This window comes from Martinezella calliandrae (assembly GCF_030272695.1).
In the GTDB taxonomy this organism is placed as follows: Bacteria; Pseudomonadota; Alphaproteobacteria; order Rhizobiales; family Rhizobiaceae; genus Rhizobium; species Rhizobium calliandrae.
This window is the reverse complement of sequence record NZ_JARFYN010000021.1, coordinates 12,419-29,933: the sequence shown is the minus strand read 5'-3', so window position 1 is coordinate 29,933 and position 17,515 is coordinate 12,419. Positions and strand designations below refer to the sequence as shown.

The window sequence follows — 17,515 nt, the reverse complement described above, 5'->3', positions numbered from 1 at the left end:
AATCTCCTTGGTCAAATTAGCCCCTGAGATGGGGACGCGGGATAAACCGGCGGGCCAGGCCCGATGGTGAGAACAAAAGGGAAAAGCCGTAGATTAGGCTCGCCGTGATGATGATGGTCGGGCCGGAGGCGAATTCGAGGTGGTACGAGGCTACGAGCCCGATATAGCCCGACACGGTCGCCGTTGCCGCTGCGATCGCCATCATCGCCGGCAGGCTGCGCGACCAGAGCTGGGCAACCGCCGCCGGCAGCATCATCAACCCGACCGCCATCAGCGTACCGAGCGCTTCGAAGCTGGCGACGAGATTGAGCACCACCAGCAGCAGGAAAAGGAAATGATAGACCGCCCCCCGACCGCCCACGGCGCGCAAAAAGCCGGGATCGAAGCACTCCATCACCAATGGCCGGTAGATGACGGCGAGCGCCAGTAGCGTCACAGTGGTGATTGCGCCGATCTGGTAGAGGGCAGGGGCGTCGATCGCCAGGATCGTGCCGAAGAGCACATGCAGGAGATCGATGTTGGAACCACGCAGCGACACGATGAGCACGCCGAGCGCCAGAGACGTCAGATAGAAGCTGGCGAAACTCGCATCTTCCTGCAGCACCGTCATGCGGCTGACGAGCCCGGAGAGCAGCGCCACCGAGAGGCCGGCCACAAGCCCGCCAAGCCCCATCGCCGTCAGCGACAGCGAGCCGGCTATCAGATAGCCGATTGCCGCGCCCGGAAGGACAGCGTGACTCATGGCGTCGCCCATCAGGCTCATGCGCCGGAGCATCAGGAATGCGCCGATCGGTCCGGAGCCAAGACCGAGGCAGAGGCAGGCGATGAGCGCGCGCCGAATGAAGCCGTAGTCGGCAAAGGGCGCGAGGAAGATATCATAGGCCGTCATTCGGCAAGCTCCCGTTTCGCCAATCTGCGGTGAGCAGATTTCTGCTCCGGCAGGCAATCTTCGGCGTCCTCGTCCCAGCTCTCGGCCATCGCCCGCGCCTTGATGAGATTGTCGGAACTCATGATGTCCCCTGTCTGCCCCCAACCAACCAGTTCGCGGGCAATCAGCAGCGTCTCGGGAAAATGTGCGCGCACCTGATCGAAATCATGCAGCACGGCAATCACGGTGCGCCCATCGCCGTGCCAGCGCTGAACAATGTCGAGCAGGTCGCGCGTCGTGCGCTGGTCGATGGCGGTAAAGGGCTCGTCGAGAAGGATGATGCGGGCGTCCTGCAGCAGCAGCCGCGCGAAAAGTACGCGCTGGAATTGCCCAGCGGAGAGCGAGCCGACGTGGCGACGCTCGAAGCCGGCTAGGCCCACAGCCGCAAGCGCATCCCGGGCACGCTCTGCGTCCGCGCGCGAAAAGCGACCGAGGGCGCCAGAATTTTTCCAGGCACCGAGCATGATGGTATCGGCCACCGAGATCGGAAAACGTCTGACGATGTCAGCCGCCTGTGGCAGATAGCCGAAATCGTTGCGCGTCAACGCCCCGCGATCGATGGATCCTTCTGCCGGTCTCAATTCGCCGATGATCGCCTTCAGGAGCGTCGACTTGCCCGCCCCGTTCGGCCCGGCAATCGCCGTCAGGCTGCCGGGCTTGAAGGCGCCAGAAACGTGATGAACAGCCGGATGGCGCTCATAGGTGACCGTGAGATTGTCCAGACGGATCAAAGCGCTCATGCCAGCGCCACCGCCCAGCCGATCATCGCCCAGAGGATTGCGATGCCGATCACAACGAAGGCGAGGCGCGTCAATGCAGAGCGCCCGATCAGGGAAGAGGCGAAGGGATCGTTGCTGAAGGGCATGAGGGGCTCCCGAAAAATGTAATAACATTACGTGTTGTAGTGAGGAGAATGCGGCAAAAAAGAGGCGAAAGGTGATTGGCCAAGTTCGCCGTGAACTGCGCAAGAATATTTCCCAAGCTAAATATGACCGCTCGTTACCATAGCCGCGACGTCGTTATCTGTTCGCGATGCTGCGATCTGAAGAATGCGGCGCCCGATTGGGAAAGGGAGGATGTTGAAATCACGGCTGGAGTTGTTTGTTGCCGACGTTCAGAGTTTGAGAGAATTCTATTGCCGGGTGTTGAATTTCCAGGTGGCCGGTGAGGTGGGCAAAGAATGCACGATGCTCACGAATGGCGAGGCGGCCATTTTCATAAATGCGCTGGAAGCGCTAGGGCCGGATCATCCTCTCGGGGCCGAAAATGGCGAGCGGCTTGGCCTCGGTATCGAAATCGTGTTGGGCGTCTCGGATATCGCTTCCATGAAACCATCAGGGCGCAGGGCTACTCGGTATTCGAGCTTGTCCTGCAACCATGGAGTCTGCGAGCTTTTCGCATAATCGATCCGGATGGCTATTATATCCGGTGACAAGCAGGCACTGAACACAGGAATAAAAAGCGTGGCTGTATCTGCTTTTGTAGCGAAATGAGGAACTGGCCGCGACGCGCCCAGCTCCTTTAGTTCGCTGAAATCTCAAAGCTGCTCGATCATCGCCGCCGCGCCTGAAACCGTTGCCTGGCCGGGGCTCTCCTCGATGTTGAGCGTCCTCACCACGCCGTTTTCCACCAGCATGGAATAGCGCTTGGAGCGGATGCCGAGGCCGCCGGCGGAGAGGTCGATATCGAGGCCGAGGGCTTTGGCGAAAGAACCGTCCCAGTCGGCGAGGAAGTGGATCTTGCCCATGCCTCCCGAGGATTGTGCCCAAGCGCCCATGACATGCCAGTCGTTGACGGCCACCACGGCGATGTCGTCGACACCCTTGGCGAGGATCGCGTCGCGGTTTTCCAGATAACCCGGCAGGTGGTTCAGTGAACAGGTCGGCGTAAAGGCGCCGGGAACAGCGAAAAGCACGACACGCTTGCCGGCAAAAAGCTGATCGGTGGTGAGTTCAACCGGACCGTCAGCGGTCTTTTCCTTGAAGGTGGCGGTAGGCAGTTTATCGCCGATAGCGATGGTCATGGCACTCTCCTTGGGTCGCGATTTAGGGCGGCTGAACCGCCGCTCTTTGAGTGAAAATCGTTGGGCGAAACTATAGATCCGGGCTATTCGAAGGCAAGCGTGGTTTCCATGGCGCGTTCACCATCGACGACGAGGATGTCCCAGCTTTTGCCTTTGATATCGTAATTCTTCGGGAGCTTGCCGACGGCGATGTCGGTCGCAAAAGTCTTGCCGTCGCGTTTGCCGTTGGCCTGTTTGAAAAAGACATATCCGGACGGGCCGGTCACATAGATCAAAGGTGCGTCGCCGTTTGCTTCCGGCAGCGTCAGGCGCAGCGAAAGGGTCTTCGCATCGGGCGAAAGTCCGTGATTTTCGACGGCAAAATCCGAGGAAGGGCCCTGCGGCAGCGACGCGCCGGCGGCATCCAACAGGGCTTGTTCATTCGGAGCCGGTTGGCTGGCGTCCGATAGCGGCAGCGAAAATTCTGCTTGGAAGGGTATGCAGATATCCTTGCAGAGGCCGATGAAGGCGGTGAGGTCGAGCGTCGCAGGCTGTTTACCGTTGACGCGGAACTCGAGCGGCAAGGTCACCGGCGCGTCATAGCCGATTTCCTGGATCGCCCCAACGGTGATGGGTTTGGGTGTCGGATAGCTGGTCTTTACCAGCGTAACGCCGCTTCCGGGCGCCGGGCTCACCTGCGGCGGGATCCCACTTTCCCCAGGCTCACGCCAGTATGTGATCCAGCCGGGTGCGGGCTCGATCTGCAGCGCAGCATGGATATGGCCCCGAGCGTCCGGCGCCAGTGCTACTAGGCGCATGCGTCCGCCCTCATTGTCTGCCCAGCCGCTCATGGCAGCATGGGCGGCGGTGCCGTCAGTCAGCACTACGGCGGCGAGCGCTCCGAGCAGCGTTGTCAACAGAGGCGCGAAAGAGAGTTTTCCGGTCATGGAACAAGGATTTATCGGATGGAGCGATGCTGTGCCAGAACGACGCCGAAAAGAAATGATCATTTTCAGTTGATTGATTTATGACATTGCCGCATCTTCTTTCTGAGGGGCGCAGTTACAGACTGCAGTCAGGAGGTACGATGTCCCTATCGACGCTGAAGAACAAACGCGAAAGAGGTTTTCTCGACGGCCAGTTCCTGATTGCTATGCCTGGTATGGAAGACCAGAATTTCAATCGCACGGTGATCTATATCTGTGCTCATTCCGCAGCCGGTGCCATGGGCTTCGTCATCAACCGGGCGCAGAATCTCACCTTTACCGACGTGCTGCTGCATCTCGAAATGATCAAGGACGACGATGCTATTCTTCTGCCGCCGGTCGCTCGCGATTTCCCGATCCAGACTGGCGGTCCGGTTGAAAGTGGCCGCGGTTTCGTCCTGCATTCCGACGATTATATCAGCGACAGCAGTATTCCGGTCAGCGACGACATCAGCCTGACGGCGACATTGGATATTGTGCGCGCCATTTCCAAAGGCGGCGGGCCGAAGCGCGCCACCATGCTGCTCGGCTACGCCGGCTGGGGTGCAGGTCAGCTCGAGGCTGAAATCGGCAACAATGGCTGGCTCAATTGCCCGGCCAATGAGGAGCTGATCTTCGACCGCAGTCTTGATGATAAGTATGAACGCGCTCTGGCGCTGATGGGCATTAGTGCCGCCATGCTGTCGCCGCATGCGGGGCATTGCTGAGCTCCTTGCGTCCCCTTTGGAACGAAAATTCGTCGGTGACGTTTCCCCGTCACTGCACCGGCAACCCCGCTGGCGCAGAATGAGGAGGCGTTTGATATGGGCAGCATGAGCGAAAAGGTATCCGGCAAAGCCAATGAAATGGCCGGCAAGGCCAAGCAGGCTGCGGGCAAAGCCACCAAGAGTAAGACTATGCAGGCCGAAGGCACGGCCCAGAAGGCCAAGGGTAAGGCCCAGGTGGCCGTTGCCAAAGCCAAGGACAAGGCCAAGGGCGCTGCCAGCCGGATGTAATCCGGTAGTCTGATATGCGCCGATTAAAGTGCTCCGCTCTTTCGCGAGCCGTGGCATGCGCGGCGCAGTAAAAGAGCCTGTCGCAATATCGCGACAGGCTCTTTTCATGCCCTCGACGGCCTGATTTTGGAGAGCTTTCCATGAGGCTTTTCGCATGTGATCATTGTGGCCAACCGGTGCATTTTGATAACCGGCAATGCGTGTGCTGCGGCCATCAGCTCGGCTTTGTTCCCGAGCTTCTTGCGATTTACGCGCTGGAGGCAGACGGGCCGAATTGGCGCCTAGTTTCCGAGCCGATGCATATTGTCCGTTTCTGTGCCAACGCCGAACTCGATATCTGCAATTGGACGGTCGAGAACGGAGATCCCGAACCCTTCTGCATTGCTTGCCGCCATAACCGGCTGGTGCCGAATACGGATACGCAGCAGGGCGTTGATCGTTGGCGGCGGATCGGCCAGGCCGAGCGGCATCTGTTCTATTCGCTGTTGCGCTGGAACCTGCCGCACCCCGATCGCCAACACGATCCGCGCAGTGGGCTGGTCTTCGATTTCTTGGAGGACGAGGTGCAGGATGGTAACGTCGTGCCGGCAAGGACCGGCCATGAGGAGGGGCTGATCGCCATCCGCGCCGCGGAGGCCGACGACGTTACGCGCGAACAGGCGCGCGCATCGATGAATGAACCCTATCGCACATTGCTTGGCCATTTCCGGCATGAAGCCGGCCATTTCATCTGGAACAAGCTGATCCGCGACCGCAACCAGTTCGATGCATTCCGTGCCGCCTTTGGTGACGAGCGCGTGGATTACGGCGCAGCCCTGCAGCAGCACTATCAGAATGGACCGCCGCCAAATTGTCAGGAAAATTTCGTCAGCGCCTATGCGAGCGCCCACCCCTGGGAAGATTTTGCCGAATGTTTCGCGCACTACCTTCACATCGTCGACACCCTGGAAACTGCCCGCTCTTTCGGCTTGGCAATCAATCCCAACGGTTATCACGAAATGGCGGCGGCGGTGGATTTCGATCCCTACAGAGCTGAAAGCGCTGAACAACTCGTCAGCGCCTGGATTCCGCTGAGCGTCGCGATCAACGCGATCCAGCGCAGCATGGGCCAGCCGGATTCCTATCCCTTCATCCTGTCGCCGCCGGTGGTGGCGAAGCTGGAATATCTACATGGAGTGATCAAGGCAGCTTAGCACTTGCTACGCTCGCTTCGTCAACGGAAAGCGTTCCTTCAACAGCCGCAGCACCGAGTCCGTTCCCATCGGCGGGCCGAAGATGAAGCTCTGGCCGTAGGCGCAGCCCATCTTGGCGAGTTCGAGCGCATCCTCTTCCGATTCGATGCCTTCGGCGACGACCCGCATATTGAGCTCGCGCGCCATGGAGATCACGGAACGCAAAAGCACGGCTTTCTTATCGCTTTCGTCACGCACCATCGCCTTGTCGAGCTTGATCGTGTCGAAGGGGAAACGGGTAAGGTAGGAGAGGGAGGAGTAACCGGTGCCGAAATCGTCGAGCGCCAGGCCGATGCCGGCTTCGCGCAGCTTGCCGAGCACGAGGCGGGCTTGTTCCGGGTTCTCCATCACTTGCGATTCTGTCAATTCGAGCTTGATGCGGTTCGGTTCACAGTGGGTTTTTGCGAGCAATGCACGGACATCATCGTAGAGCTCGTTGTTGAGGAGCTGCACGCTGGACAGATTGATGGAAACGAAAAGCGGCAAGTCGCCGGTCTGACGCTGCCAGGCCATCAGGTCGTTGGTCGCTTGTTCCAACGCGAACATGCCGAGCGGGCCGATTATATCCGAAGCTTCCGCGATCGGTATGAATTCCGAAGGCGGAATATTGCCGCGTTTCGGATGTTCCCATCGCATCAGTGCCTCAAATCCCGCGACTTCTGCATCTTCCAGCCGAACGATCGGCTGGTAGACCAGCGACAATTCCTTGCGCTCGACGGCGCGGCGAAGGTCCGTTTCAAGCTGCAGGCGGTCGGTGCCGAAGCTGCGGAAAGCAGGCTGGAATGGCTCGACGCGATTGCCGCCGGCGCGTTTGGCGCGATACATCGCAAGTTCGGCGTCACTCAACAGACCGGTGGCGCTCTCCTGCTGATCGACCCAGGACGTCAGTCCGATCGAAGCCGTCAGGATGATTTCGCGATTGGCGAAATTAATCGGCACCATAATTGCCTTGCTGATGGCATCGGCGAAATCGGCGACCTTTGCCGGATCGCGCTCGGAAACGAGGATCAGGCCGAACTGGTCACCGGAGAGCCGCGCCAGCGTGTCCTGCGGCTTCATCAGCCGGCGCAGGCGCCGCGTCAGCGCGATCAGGATATTGTCGCCGGCAGCAACGCCGAGCGTATCGTTGACCAGCTTGTAGCGGTCGATGTCGATCACCATCACCGTCGGGCGTAACTGGCCGCCTTCCGGCGCCAAGGTGAGAACGGCCTGCAGGCGATCGATGAAAACCTGGCGATTGGGCAGACCAGTCAGATTGTCGTGTAGTGCGTCATGCAGCAGCCGCTCGATCGAATTCTTCTGCTCCGTGATGTCGACGATGGTGCCGACGCAGCGGATGATCTCGCCGTTCGAGCCGAGCACCGGGCGGGCGCGGATCGACAGCCAGTGAAAATGCCCGTCTTCGGCACGGATCCGGAATTCGTGGTTCAGCCTGCCGCGGCGGTGTTCGAGGAGCACGTCGAGTGTTGCCCGGAAGCGATCGCGATCATCGGGATGCAATCGCGGCAACCAGTTCCGTGCCGCGCCATGCATAGTGCCAGGCGACAGGCCGAGCTTCATTGAGATATCCGGAGTGGTCACCACACGGTCGCGCGCCACGTCCCAATCCCAAACGGTATCGCCGGAGCCGGTGAGCGCCAAGGATTGCCGCTCGAGATCGGAGAACAGGCCCTGTTGGAATGCGCCGCCGGCGAAGGCGTGCTGCATCACCGTGAAGCCGATCAGCAGCACGATCAGAACGAGGCCGCCGCCGAGTGCGGGCTGGATGATGTCGTTGTCGAGCTTGCCCGTGATCGTCATCCAGGCGCCGAATAGCCAGACCAGGATCAGCGCCCAGGCGGGCACCAGCAAAATGGCGCGGTCGTAGCGGCTGAAGCCGAGATAGATAATCAGCAACAGACCCGCTGTCGCCGTCAATGCCAGTGACAGCCGCGCGATGCCCGCCGCGATCGACGGATCATAGATCGCCACGCCGAAGAGCAGGGCGAGACCGAGTACCCAGGCAAGCGTCACGTATCCCAGATGTGCATGCCATCGATTGAGGTTCAGATAGGTGAACAGGAAGATGACCAGGCTCGACGCAAGCGCCACCTCCGCACAGGCACGCCATATTCTCTGATCACTGGAGGTGATGCTGATGAGTTTGCCGAGGAAACCGAAATCGACACAGATATAGCCGAGTACCGCCCAGGCCAGCGCGGCCGTCGCCGGCAGCATCGAGGTACCCTTGACGACGAAAAGAATAGTCAGAAACACCGCCAGCAGGCCGGCAATACCGAGCACGATGCCGCGATAGAGTGTGAAGGCGTTGACCGTGTCCTTATAAGCGTTCGGCTCCCAAAGATAGAGCTGCGGCAGGTTCGGCGAGGAGAGCTCGGCGACGAAGGTGACGACTGCGCCGGGATTTAGCGTGATGCGGAAGACATCGGCCTCGTCGCTTGGCTGCCGGTCGAGGGCAAAACCCTCGCTCGGCGTGATCGCAATGATGCGCTGCGAGCCGAGGTCCGGCCAGAACATTTTCGAGTTCACCAGGCGGAAGTGCGGCGCGACTATGACGCGCTCGAGCTGTTCTTCCGAGACATTGGCGAGCGCAAAGACAGCCCAGTCGCCCTGGTGGTTCGGTGAGGAGGACCGTACCTCAATGCGGCGGCGAATGCCGTCGGCGCCGGCGGCGGTGGAAACCTGAAAGGCCTCGCCCTGATTAGTATAGATTTCAGTCGTCGCGGTCAGATCCAGCGCGGTGTCGTCGCGCGAAATCTTCACAGGCTCGGCGGCATGCACGATGCCAGCAATGAGGAACAGCAAGGCAGCCGCGAGTGTTACGAGGATCGCGGACGACCACCTGGTCAATCGTGGGGGCGGCGTAAGATCGGCCGTCATTGCTGGTCGGATTTTCTGCTGAGGCCGGCGTCAGACGCCAACCGGGAAAACATCACGTGATCACGCCACTGACCGTTGATTTTAAGATAACCGCGCAAATGACCTTCCCGTTGGAACCCGGCCTTTTCCAAAAGCCGCATGCTACGCTCATTATCCGGAATACAGGCTGCTTCAATACGGTGCAACTCAAGTCCCGAAAAGATATAGGGTATAACCAACTGAAGTGCGGCGAACATATGGCCCTGGCCGGAATGCCGCTCGCCCATCCAATAGCCGATCATGCAGCTTTGCGCGGCACCACGCCGGATGTAGCCGATCGTGATGCCGCCGAGTAAGGTCATACTCTCTTTGAGAAAAATAAAAAGCGGAATGGCCTGGCCGGAGCTGTATTCCTGTTTTCCACGAATGACACGGGCACGATAGGCGCCCTCGGTCAGTTCGTCATGGCGCCAGGTCGGCTCCCAGGGTTCCAGGAAGCGCCGGCTCTCGGCCCGCAGCCGGTGCCATTGATTGAAATCGGAGTAACGCGGCAGCCGTAGCAAATAGGTCGCGTTTTCGAGTTCGACCGCGTCCGGATGACGTGACAGAAACCGAAAGACCGATTTTTGCATTCCGCCCAGTACTCCCCGAAAGATTGAAACCATCGGCTCGCGATGCGGTCTTAGCCGCTCGCGCTTTTGGAGGCGGGGGTCGGCGATGATAGGGACGTGATGATATCTTCCATCGGCGCCAACTGCTCCAGCGGCCCGATTGCCGACAGCGTCGGCACCCTGTCGAAGAAGAGACGACCTGCAAGATCCGTCAGGCGGTCGATGGTGATGCCCTGCAAACGTTCCAGCATTTCCTGGTTGGGGATGGGCCGGCCGTAGAGCATCATTTGCCGTGCGATCTGGCCCGCGCGCGCCGCCGGGCTTTCCTGCCCCATCAGCAACTGGGCGCGGATCTGGGCGCGGGCGCGCTCGATTTCCTGCTGCTCGATCTTATGGGAGGATTTATGCAGCTCATCGATGATGACCGGCACCAGTTCCGGCAGGTTCTCTCCGCCAGTCGCGGCATGGATGCCGAATATGCCGGTATCGGAAAAGCCCCAATGAAAGGCATAGACCGAGTAACAGAGACCGCGGAATTCACGCACTTCCTGGAACAGACGTGAGGACATGCCGCCGCCGAGAATATTGGCAAGAATCTGCGAACAGTAAAAGTCGCGTGTATGGTAAGCGCGCCCCTCGAAGCCGAGCAGGATCTGCGCGTCCATCAGGTCGCGCGTCTCGCGGATATTGCCGCCGATATAGCGGGCAGGCTCGATAACGGGCGGCGCAGACGGCTTGGTCGGCAGGCTGGAAAAGCGCTCCTCGACCTGGCGGACGAAGCTTTGGTGGTCAACCGCGCCAGCGGCCACGACGAACATCCGGTCTGTCGTATAATTGCGGCTGAGATAACCGCGGATTTGCCCGGGCGAGAAGGAAACGACGGTCTCCGGCGTGCCAAGAATAGCTCGGCCGAGCGTCTGGCCGCGATAGGCGACTTCGGAAAATTTGTCGAAGACCACGTCGTCGGGCGTGTCGTTCGCGGCATTGATTTCCTGCAGGATGACTTGCTTTTCGCGCTGCAGTTCGTCTTCGTCGAAAGCGGATTCAGTCAGGATATCGGCGAGGATATCGACGGCGAGCGGCACATGGTCCTTCAGGACGCGCGCATAGTAGGAAGTCGTCTCGGTAGAAGTGGCGGCATTGACTTCGCCGCCGACATTCTCGATTTCCTCGGCGATCTGGCGCGCCGTGCGACGGGCCGTACCCTTGAATGCCATGTGTTCGAGCAGATGCGCAATGCCGTGCTCCGCCTCGGTTTCGTTACGCGAACCCGATTTGATCCAGACGCCGAGTGCCACGCTTTCGAGGTGTGGCATCGTCTGGGTCGCTACTGTCAGCCCGGACGCAAGCCGGGTGCACTCCACTGTCATCGCCTGTCTTTCTGCGTTTATTATTCCCCGGCCCGGGCATGTTTGCCGATAAAGGTTTCTACGGCTTTAAGCTCGGGATCGAGGACGTCGAAACGCTCTTCCCTGTTCATCAGTCCAGCAAGCCACGTCGGAAGCGCCGGGTCAATACCACATGCCGATTTTACTGCGGCGGGGAATTTTGCTGGATGCGCGGTAGCAAGCGTTACCATCGGGCTTGCCAGTTTGTCGTTTTTTTCCGCAACAAAAACACCGATGGCGGTGTGGGGATCGATGAGATAGCCGGTGTCGTCGAGCATTTTGCGGATCGTCGCAGCCACCTGCTTCTCGCTTGCGCGGCCGGCGCGGAAGTCCTTCTTGATGGTCTTCAGCGCGTGTTCGCCAATCGAAAATCCATTCGATTGTTTCAGGCTTTCCATTGCCGCGCGTACCTTGGAGGCGTCGCGGTCATAGGCTTCGAACAGCAACCGTTCGAAGTTGGAGGAGATCTGGATGTCCATCGACGGCGCGCTGGTAGCCTTGACCTCGCGCATCTCATAGCGGCCGGTCTTCAGGGCGCGAGCAAGGATGTCGTTCTCGTTGGTGGCGATCACCAGCCGGTCGATCGGCAGGCCCATGCGCTTGGCGACATAGCCGGCGAAAATATCGCCGAAATTGCCGGTTGGAACGGTGAAGGAAATCTTCCGGTCCGGTCCGCCGAGCGCAACCGCGGTCGTGAAATAATAGACCACCTGCGCCATGATGCGCGCCCAATTGATCGAATTGACGCCCGAAAGTTTGACGCCGTCGCGGAAGGCGGTGTCGTTGAACATGGCCTTGACCAGGTTCTGGCAGTCATCGAAATTGCCGTTGATCGCCAGCGCATGCACATTGGCCGCGGTCGAGGTGGTCATTTGCCGCTGCTGCACCGGCGAGACCTTGCCATGCGGGAACAGGATGAAGATGTCGGTCCGCTCGCGGCCGGCAAAGGCATCGATCGCAGCACCGCCGGTGTCGCCCGATGTCGCGCCGACGATGGTCGCTCGCTGCCCGCGCTTTTCGAGCGCATAATCCATCAGCCGTGCAAGCAACTGCATGGCGACATCCTTGAAGGCAAGCGTTGTGCCATGGAACAACTCCATCACAAAGCTGTTGGGGCCCGTCTGCACGAGCGGCGTGACGGCGGGGTGACGGAAGGTGGCATAGGCTTCATCGATCATTCCGCGGAAGACATTGTTCGGAATTTCGCCGTTCGTGAAAGGCGACAGCACAGCGAAGGCGATTTCCTGATAGCTCTTGCCGCGGAAAGCGCGGATCTCTTTTTTCGTCAGGGTCGGCCATTTGCGGGGTACATAAAGCCCGCCATCACGTGCAAGGCCGGTCAGAAGGGCGTCGCAGAAGCCAAGGGCAGGGGCTTCTCCCCGCGTTGAGATATAGTCCACGGTCTAGAATTCCTTTGGTCGCAAAATTGCCGGAGTGATGGGGTGAGAGGATAGGAGAACGAAGCGATGGCAGGCCGTCTTTTTGCGTCGGATCAGCCGCGTGGTTTTCGCGTTTGCGCAATGTCCGGCCGGATGCTTCCGGCGGGCGGCGGCTTGCGCCAATCTGTCGACGTCGAAAAGTGAGCCAAAACGGTGCCTACCCAATCGATTTTTCGCTGCGCCGCTGGTATAGACCATCGCCAAGTGTCATAAAAGGCCCGTCGAACAGGCGGCAGGCCGATAATGTGAAATATTGCAAAGGGTGGAATAATAGTGTTTGGCAGAGTTTCTCGTCGTCTTTTCTCCGCTTCGCTCCTGGTAATGTTGACTGGTTGTAGCTCTCTTGGAATCGGAGGTGGCGACAAGCAGTCCGCGACGGATGTAACGGTGGCGCCGCAGGCAACAGCGGGCAATACATCCTCTGCCGACCCCGCGCCGCAAGTGACCGGCGCCTACGTTGCCGGTAAATGCCCGCAAGTGGTGATCCGCGACGAGGCATCCGTCTATCGAACCTATGCAAAGGGCGCCAAGGACGATCCGAACCAGTTGGCGTATCAAGGCTCGCTCGCCCAGGCGACGCGCCAGTGCACCACCGATGGCACCAGCCTCAATATCCACGTCGTCGCGCAGGGGCGTCTCGTCGCCGGCCCGACGGGCGGCCCCGGTAAGGTGACCATGCCGATCCATGTCGCCGTCATGGACGACAACACCGCGCTCTACGAGAAGACCATTAATTACACTGCCGAAATCCCGCCGGGCGAGACCACGACGCAGTTCCTCTTCACCGACGACGACATCAAGGTTGCTGGCGGTTCCGGTGGTTTCACCAGCGTCCAGGTCGGCTTCGATCAGGGACCGCAGAAGCCCGAGAAGGGCCAGAAGCCGGTCCGTAAGAAGCATCGGTAAGGCTGGGGATCAGGCAGTAGATAGTAGACAGCAGCAAAAGGACACTCGTCCTTGCTACTGTCGGCACTATAACTATAGCGGCAGCGTCTATTGCCTATTGCCTATTGCCTAGGCCGCTCAGAAAACGTCTTCCCATTCCGACAATGCCATCACAACGCCAGCCAGATCGGCCATCCGGGCGATGACAGTTTCTGCGCCCGCGTCGGTCAGTCGGTCGGCATGCGAAGGATAGGTGTGCGAGGCGCCGGTGAAGCCGATGACGCGCATGCCCGCGGCACGCGCCGCCTGGACACCGTGGACCGAATCTTCGATGACGATAACGTTTGCCGGTGGAACATTCATCTGCTTGGCGCCGTGCAGGAAAATATCCGGCTTCGGCTTGACGCGATCGGCGCCGAGGTCCTTGGCGGAATAGATATACGGCGCAAACAGCTCTTTATAGCCGACCTTGGATAGCATCGTGTCGATCCGTGCGGAGCTGGAATTCGAGCAGATGCAACGCGGCATCGGCAGGCGCGACAGGGCAAGAGGAACGCCTGGTATAGCCTTGACGTCATTGGCGAGCCTCAAGTCGAGAAGTTTCTCGGACTTGTCGAGCAGCGATGCCGAGAGCGGAATGCTCGCTTCGCGTTCGACCTCGAACAGAATGTTCTGCCAGGTCATGCCGGCAAAGCGCTCGCCCATTTCTTCGACGCCGATTGGGTAGCCTGCTTCGGTCAGGAGCTTGGATTCAACCTCCGCCGCGATGATTTCCGAATCGACCAGAACGCCGTCGCAGTCGAAGATGATGAGATCGAAGCCATTGCTCATGAGATATACTGCCTTTAATGGGGCTCTGGATTGGCATGGCCTTATCCAAAAGGCGCTCCGCGCTTTTTGGGGCCTGCGCAAAAAAGGATCGTGCGGCTTTACACGATGCTCCGGCAAAGCTCAACCAATCAGCAGGCATGGCAGAAATGCACTGGGGGAAAGGATAGGCCGAGCTTTGGGTCCAACAAAAAGGGGTCAGCCGTGATGGGTCATGTTGAAAAAGTCGCTGCGCAGGCTTTTGGCATGGAGTTGGCCGACCTGAGACTCATATTCCTCTTGCGCTGCGCGCCAGAAAGGCTCCGCCTCCGCGATCTTGCTTCGGCCGGCCGGTGATAGCTCCAACATCAGTCGGCGGCTATCCTTCATCTCGGGCGCAGCGATGATCAGCCCTTGTCGTTGCAACGGCTTCACGGCCCGCAGCAGGGTCGTGCGGTCCATGAGCATCGCGGCCGCTAGGTCGTTCATGGTCATCCGCGCGTCGCGGTCGAGGAAATTCAGGAGCGAAAATTGGGTGCTTGTTATGCCGGTTGGCGCCATATGGCGCTCGTAGAGCTTCGAGACATGCCTCGCCAGCTGCCGGGTTGCCAGGCAATGACAGGCGAGGGGACCAAGGTCGTTTTCAGTTTGCATGATTTATAATATATGTGCATATACACTTGGTCAAGTCGCATCGCATTTGATCTGGACGCTCGACAAGGCCGATTGCCATCTTTAAGGATCATCCATGGCCAGAGAGCGCGACGACACGATTGCCAGCCGTATCAGCCGGGTGCTTGCCGACCGCATCATCCGCGGCGAGATCGCGCCAGATGCGCGTCTGCGGCAGGATCATATTGCCGAGGAGTTCGGCGCCAGCCACGTGCCGGTGCGCGAGGCGTTCCGGCGGCTGGAGGCGCAGGGGTTGGCGATCAGCGTGCCCCGCCGCGGCGTCCGCGTCGCTTCCTTCGATCTCAAGGAGGTTCGTGAGGTTGCGGAAATGCGAGCGGCGCTCGAGAGTTTGGCATTGAGACATGCGGCGCAACACCTGACACCGGCAATCCTCGATGCCGCCGAAGAGGCGACGCGGGAAGGGGATGCGGCTGCCGACGTCCGTGCTTGGGAAGAGGCCAATCGCCGCTTTCACCGCTTAATCCTAGCGCCTTGCGGCATGGCGCGGCTGCTCGCATCAATCGACGACCTGCACGCAGCCAGTGCTCGCTTTCTCTTCTCCGCCTGGCAATCCGGCTGGGAAAAACGCACCGATCACGACCATCGCGCCATCCTTGCCGCCCTGCGCCAGGGGCGGACGGAAGAGGCAGCCTCTATCCTGCAGAAACACGTGCAATGGATCGGCCGGGCGCCGGTGCGCACGCCATCAGGCACGACTCGCGAAGCTTTTGCGATCGTTGGATAAAAATTAAGATAATTTGATGCCAGGGCTCTGCCTTCCCCCTTATGGGAGATGATATGTCGAGAGGAAACTCGTCTTTTCTCGCGCGTTTGACGCCATTGTGCACCGCTTCTTGACGAGAAGGATCCGCCTTGTTTCAAGGACAGCGTGATTGCACGCGACGCCGCCGCCTTAGAGGCGTGGCGACACCTCTGGATGACGAGATCGAGCTTGGCTCGGTTCTCGTTCCCAATGCCCGTCTTCTCGCACGGCTGCGCCGGAATTTCGAGAGCGGTGAACTTCGCGATGCGTGTCGTGGCTGCGAATGGGGAGAACTCTGCGCGCCATCGCTGCAAGCAATTTCGGATATTGATCGGTTCAAGCTAAGGCCGCCGGTATCTGCAGCATCAAGCGGGGGCGTAAAGTTCAGGCATCGGCACGACTCTGCTCTTTGTTCGTCGCATCGGTCTCTACAGGAAACAGCGCCAGAAATCGACGTTCGCCTTCCGATGTAAACAGGATCGAGCGGCTGTTTTCCAGTCGTCGCGCCCAGCCCTTGTCGAAGAAGTTGGAAAGCAGCGCCTTGCCGAGGCTGCCGGCGAGATGCGCGCGGCGTTCGCTCCAATCCAGGCAGGACCGGCAAAGCGGCCGCCGCGTCGAACGCAGCCCGGTCACGTCCATGCCGATTGAGGTGAGATGCGCTTCGCCGCGTTCCGTGAGGCTCAAGCCGTCCCCGACGGCCGAGATCGCACCAGCCGCGATCAGGCTGTCGAGCATGCGCACACCGTAATCGCCGGCAAGATGGTCGTAGCAGATGCGTGCCTTGCGAAGCGCGGGCTCTTTTGGGCCGGGACGGTGGCGCAGATGCCCTCGTCCGGCGGCAAAGCCCATGATATTTTCAAGCAGTTTGCCGACACCATCGTCGGCCAGCGCGAAATATCGATGCCGGCCTTGTTTGCGTTGCGCAAGCAACCCGCCCGCTTCGAGCTTCGACAGATGCGTGCTCGCCGTCTGCAGGGTGATGCCGCCGGCCTGCGCCAGCTCCGTTGCTGTCAGAGCGCGGCCGCCCATCAGCGCGGTAAGCATGTTCGCCCGTGCCGGATCGCCAATGAGCGCACCGATCTGTGCTATGTCAGGGCCTTCCTTCATAGTTCGATCGTAACCGAAGCATTGATGTCATGCAATATGCGACAAGATCTCCATCACCATCGGAGAAAACCATGATCACCTGTTTCATCCATTACGAGATCGATCCTATAATGAAGGACGCCTTCATCGAATATGCCAGGGCCTGGGGCCAGGTCATCCCACGCAACGGCGCGGATCTCATCGGCTATTTCGCCCCGCACGAAGGCTCGGCGACGACTGCTTACGGCGTCTACAACATCGAAAGCCTGGCCGCATATGAAGCTTATCGCGCTCGTCTCGCCGCCGATCCGCTTGCCAAGGCGACCTTCGATTTCTCACGCCGCGAACGCTTCATTATCAGGGAGGATCGCATCTTCCTGAAAAACATGTCGCTGCCGCATGGTCCAAAGGTGACGCCATGATCGCCGTCATTTTCGAGGTCATTCCCTATCTTGGCGAACGCCATCACTATCTTGATCTTGCCGGCGAGCTGCGTGCCGAGCTCGAGACGATCGACGGGTTCATCTCAATCGAACGATTCGAGAGCCTGACGCAACGCGGAAAGCTTCTCTCGCTGTCCTTCTGGCGCGACGAGGATGCTGTCAAAGAATGGCGGAACCGCGAGGCGCACCGAGCGGCACAGAAGGCCGGGCGAGGGGCTATTTTCGCTGACTACCGTCTGCGCATCGCTCATGTGGTCCGCGATTACGGAATGAATGAGAGGCAAGAGGCACCGGCGGACAGCCGCGCGGTGCATGATGGATCCGAGACGGCGAGCGACGACCGACAATCGACGAGGTCTTGAGAATTTGCAAAATGTGTTGTTCGCTTTAGCCTTTGGTAACCAACTTAGGTAACCATA

General features: G+C 59.6%; 20 protein-coding genes. 8 read left to right on the top strand and 12 right to left on the bottom strand.

Going from position 1 to position 17,515, the window contains the following annotated elements:
• Positions 1–16: 16 nt before the first annotated feature.
• Genes PY650_RS17435 through PY650_RS17425 form a run of 3 tightly spaced genes read right to left on the bottom strand, consistent with a single transcriptional unit; the run spans position 17 to position 1,793 of the window.
• Entirely contained in the window at positions 17–889 is an 873-nt protein-coding gene (locus PY650_RS17435) for a metal ABC transporter permease (RefSeq protein ID WP_285880682.1), read from the bottom strand.
• The gene (locus PY650_RS17430) at positions 886–1,668 is read right to left on the bottom strand and encodes a metal ABC transporter ATP-binding protein (protein WP_285880681.1); all 783 of its coding nucleotides are present in this window, start codon (positions 1,666–1,668) and stop codon (positions 886–888) included. Before PY650_RS17430 ends, PY650_RS17435 begins: the two co-directional genes overlap by 4 nt.
• Entirely contained in the window at positions 1,665–1,793 is a 129-nt protein-coding gene (locus PY650_RS17425; protein ID WP_285880680.1) for a hypothetical protein, read from the bottom strand. The genes PY650_RS17430 and PY650_RS17425 overlap by 4 nt, the downstream gene beginning before the upstream one ends.
• Before the next feature lie 211 nt (positions 1,794–2,004).
• On the opposite strand from PY650_RS17425, the gene PY650_RS17420 reads away from it, so the two are divergent.
• The gene (locus PY650_RS17420) at positions 2,005–2,331 is read left to right on the top strand and encodes a VOC family protein (RefSeq protein WP_285880679.1); all 327 of its coding nucleotides are present in this window, start codon (positions 2,005–2,007) and stop codon (positions 2,329–2,331) included.
• Between the two features lie 134 nt (positions 2,332–2,465).
• Here the strand turns inward: PY650_RS17420 and PY650_RS17415 are convergent, their stop codons facing one another.
• The gene (locus tag PY650_RS17415) at positions 2,466–2,951 is read right to left on the bottom strand and encodes a peroxiredoxin (RefSeq protein ID WP_285880678.1); all 486 of its coding nucleotides are present in this window, start codon (positions 2,949–2,951) and stop codon (positions 2,466–2,468) included.
• Between the two features lie 83 nt (positions 2,952–3,034).
• Positions 3,035–3,877 (bottom strand): protein-disulfide reductase DsbD domain-containing protein, encoded by an 843-nt coding sequence (locus tag PY650_RS17410; RefSeq protein ID WP_285880677.1) that lies wholly within the window; start codon positions 3,875–3,877, stop codon positions 3,035–3,037.
• Between the two features lie 140 nt (positions 3,878–4,017).
• On the opposite strand from PY650_RS17410, the gene PY650_RS17405 reads away from it, so the two are divergent.
• The 3 genes from PY650_RS17405 to PY650_RS17395 all read left to right on the top strand — a co-directional run bounded on the left by PY650_RS17405 (position 4,018) and on the right by PY650_RS17395 (position 6,104).
• Positions 4,018–4,623 (top strand): YqgE/AlgH family protein, encoded by a 606-nt coding sequence (locus PY650_RS17405; RefSeq protein WP_285880676.1) that lies wholly within the window; start codon positions 4,018–4,020, stop codon positions 4,621–4,623.
• A gap of 96 nt (positions 4,624–4,719) precedes the next feature.
• On the top strand, positions 4,720–4,911 hold the full coding sequence (locus PY650_RS17400; RefSeq protein ID WP_285880675.1) for a CsbD family protein: 192 nt from the start codon (positions 4,720–4,722) through the stop codon (positions 4,909–4,911).
• Positions 4,912–5,051: 140 nt separating this feature from the next.
• Complete coding sequence (locus tag PY650_RS17395; RefSeq protein WP_285880674.1) at positions 5,052–6,104, top strand: zinc-binding metallopeptidase family protein; 1,053 nt, start codon at positions 5,052–5,054, stop codon at positions 6,102–6,104.
• A gap of 6 nt (positions 6,105–6,110) precedes the next feature.
• On the opposite strand, the gene PY650_RS17390 is transcribed toward PY650_RS17395, so the two are convergent.
• The 4 genes from PY650_RS17390 to thrC are packed head-to-tail and all read right to left on the bottom strand — an operon-like array spanning position 6,111 to position 12,401.
• Positions 6,111–9,023 (bottom strand): sensor domain-containing phosphodiesterase, encoded by a 2,913-nt coding sequence (locus tag PY650_RS17390; protein WP_285880673.1) that lies wholly within the window; start codon positions 9,021–9,023, stop codon positions 6,111–6,113.
• Complete coding sequence (locus tag PY650_RS17385; RefSeq protein WP_285880672.1) at positions 9,020–9,634, bottom strand: GNAT family N-acetyltransferase; 615 nt, start codon at positions 9,632–9,634, stop codon at positions 9,020–9,022. The genes PY650_RS17390 and PY650_RS17385 overlap by 4 nt, the downstream gene beginning before the upstream one ends.
• Before the next feature lie 50 nt (positions 9,635–9,684).
• Entirely contained in the window at positions 9,685–10,983 is a 1,299-nt protein-coding gene (locus tag PY650_RS17380; protein ID WP_285880670.1) for a M16 family metallopeptidase, read from the bottom strand.
• A gap of 20 nt (positions 10,984–11,003) precedes the next feature.
• Positions 11,004–12,401, bottom strand: a complete 1,398-nt coding sequence (thrC, locus tag PY650_RS17375; protein ID WP_285880669.1) for a threonine synthase — start codon at positions 12,399–12,401, stop codon at positions 11,004–11,006.
• Between the two features lie 426 nt (positions 12,402–12,827).
• Here thrC and PY650_RS17370 point away from each other — a divergent pair, with 426 nt between their 5' ends.
• A complete protein-coding gene (locus PY650_RS17370; RefSeq protein ID WP_285880668.1) occupies positions 12,828–13,346 on the top strand; it encodes a hypothetical protein in 519 nt (172 codons plus the stop codon).
• A gap of 117 nt (positions 13,347–13,463) precedes the next feature.
• Here the strand turns inward: PY650_RS17370 and PY650_RS17365 are convergent, their stop codons facing one another.
• Together PY650_RS17365 and PY650_RS17360 are read right to left on the bottom strand one after the other, a co-directional pair.
• On the bottom strand, positions 13,464–14,156 hold the full coding sequence (locus tag PY650_RS17365; protein WP_285880667.1) for an HAD family hydrolase: 693 nt from the start codon (positions 14,154–14,156) through the stop codon (positions 13,464–13,466).
• 195 nt (positions 14,157–14,351) lie between these two features.
• A complete protein-coding gene (locus tag PY650_RS17360) occupies positions 14,352–14,786 on the bottom strand; it encodes a MarR family winged helix-turn-helix transcriptional regulator (RefSeq protein WP_285880666.1) in 435 nt (144 codons plus the stop codon).
• A gap of 94 nt (positions 14,787–14,880) precedes the next feature.
• On the opposite strand from PY650_RS17360, the gene PY650_RS17355 reads away from it, so the two are divergent.
• On the top strand, positions 14,881–15,549 hold the full coding sequence (locus tag PY650_RS17355; protein WP_285880665.1) for a GntR family transcriptional regulator: 669 nt from the start codon (positions 14,881–14,883) through the stop codon (positions 15,547–15,549).
• Between the two features lie 402 nt (positions 15,550–15,951).
• On the opposite strand, the gene PY650_RS17350 is transcribed toward PY650_RS17355, so the two are convergent.
• Positions 15,952–16,674 (bottom strand): ArsR/SmtB family transcription factor, encoded by a 723-nt coding sequence (locus tag PY650_RS17350; protein WP_285880664.1) that lies wholly within the window; start codon positions 16,672–16,674, stop codon positions 15,952–15,954.
• Positions 16,675–16,745: 71 nt separating this feature from the next.
• On the opposite strand from PY650_RS17350, the gene PY650_RS17345 reads away from it, so the two are divergent.
• The gene (locus tag PY650_RS17345) at positions 16,746–17,075 is read left to right on the top strand and encodes an NIPSNAP family protein (protein WP_285880663.1); all 330 of its coding nucleotides are present in this window, start codon (positions 16,746–16,748) and stop codon (positions 17,073–17,075) included.
• Positions 17,072–17,458 (top strand): antibiotic biosynthesis monooxygenase family protein, encoded by a 387-nt coding sequence (locus tag PY650_RS17340; protein WP_285880662.1) that lies wholly within the window; start codon positions 17,072–17,074, stop codon positions 17,456–17,458. Before PY650_RS17345 ends, PY650_RS17340 begins: the two co-directional genes overlap by 4 nt.
• The last annotated feature ends 57 nt before the right edge of the window (positions 17,459–17,515 follow it).

Bases quoted from the DNA above. Each gene is read 5' to 3' on its own strand.
- PY650_RS17380 (WP_285880670.1), bottom strand. From the start codon at position 10,983: ATGACAGTGGAGTGCACCCGGCTTGCGTCCGGGCTGACAGTAGCGACC.
- PY650_RS17400 (WP_285880675.1), top strand. From the start codon at position 4,720: ATGGGCAGCATGAGCGAAAAGGTATCCGGCAAAGCCAATGAAATGGCC.
- PY650_RS17365 (WP_285880667.1), bottom strand. From the start codon at position 14,156: ATGAGCAATGGCTTCGATCTCATCATCTTCGACTGCGACGGCGTTCTG.
- PY650_RS17390 (WP_285880673.1), bottom strand. From the start codon at position 9,023: ATGACGGCCGATCTTACGCCGCCCCCACGATTGACCAGGTGGTCGTCC.
- PY650_RS17395 (WP_285880674.1), top strand. From the start codon at position 5,052: ATGAGGCTTTTCGCATGTGATCATTGTGGCCAACCGGTGCATTTTGAT.
- PY650_RS17415 (WP_285880678.1), bottom strand. From the start codon at position 2,951: ATGACCATCGCTATCGGCGATAAACTGCCTACCGCCACCTTCAAGGAA.
- PY650_RS17350 (WP_285880664.1), bottom strand. From the start codon at position 16,674: ATGAAGGAAGGCCCTGACATAGCACAGATCGGTGCGCTCATTGGCGAT.
- PY650_RS17405 (WP_285880676.1), top strand. From the start codon at position 4,018: ATGTCCCTATCGACGCTGAAGAACAAACGCGAAAGAGGTTTTCTCGAC.
- PY650_RS17385 (WP_285880672.1), bottom strand. From the start codon at position 9,634: ATGCAAAAATCGGTCTTTCGGTTTCTGTCACGTCATCCGGACGCGGTC.
- PY650_RS17410 (WP_285880677.1), bottom strand. From the start codon at position 3,877: ATGACCGGAAAACTCTCTTTCGCGCCTCTGTTGACAACGCTGCTCGGA.
- PY650_RS17340 (WP_285880662.1), top strand. From the start codon at position 17,072: ATGATCGCCGTCATTTTCGAGGTCATTCCCTATCTTGGCGAACGCCAT.
- PY650_RS17425 (WP_285880680.1), bottom strand. From the start codon at position 1,793: ATGCCCTTCAGCAACGATCCCTTCGCCTCTTCCCTGATCGGGCGCTCT.
- PY650_RS17355 (WP_285880665.1), top strand. From the start codon at position 14,881: ATGGCCAGAGAGCGCGACGACACGATTGCCAGCCGTATCAGCCGGGTG.
- PY650_RS17435 (WP_285880682.1), bottom strand. From the start codon at position 889: ATGACGGCCTATGATATCTTCCTCGCGCCCTTTGCCGACTACGGCTTC.
- PY650_RS17420 (WP_285880679.1), top strand. From the start codon at position 2,005: ATGTTGAAATCACGGCTGGAGTTGTTTGTTGCCGACGTTCAGAGTTTG.
- PY650_RS17360 (WP_285880666.1), bottom strand. From the start codon at position 14,786: ATGCAAACTGAAAACGACCTTGGTCCCCTCGCCTGTCATTGCCTGGCA.
- PY650_RS17430 (WP_285880681.1), bottom strand. From the start codon at position 1,668: ATGAGCGCTTTGATCCGTCTGGACAATCTCACGGTCACCTATGAGCGC.
- PY650_RS17345 (WP_285880663.1), top strand. From the start codon at position 16,746: ATGATCACCTGTTTCATCCATTACGAGATCGATCCTATAATGAAGGAC.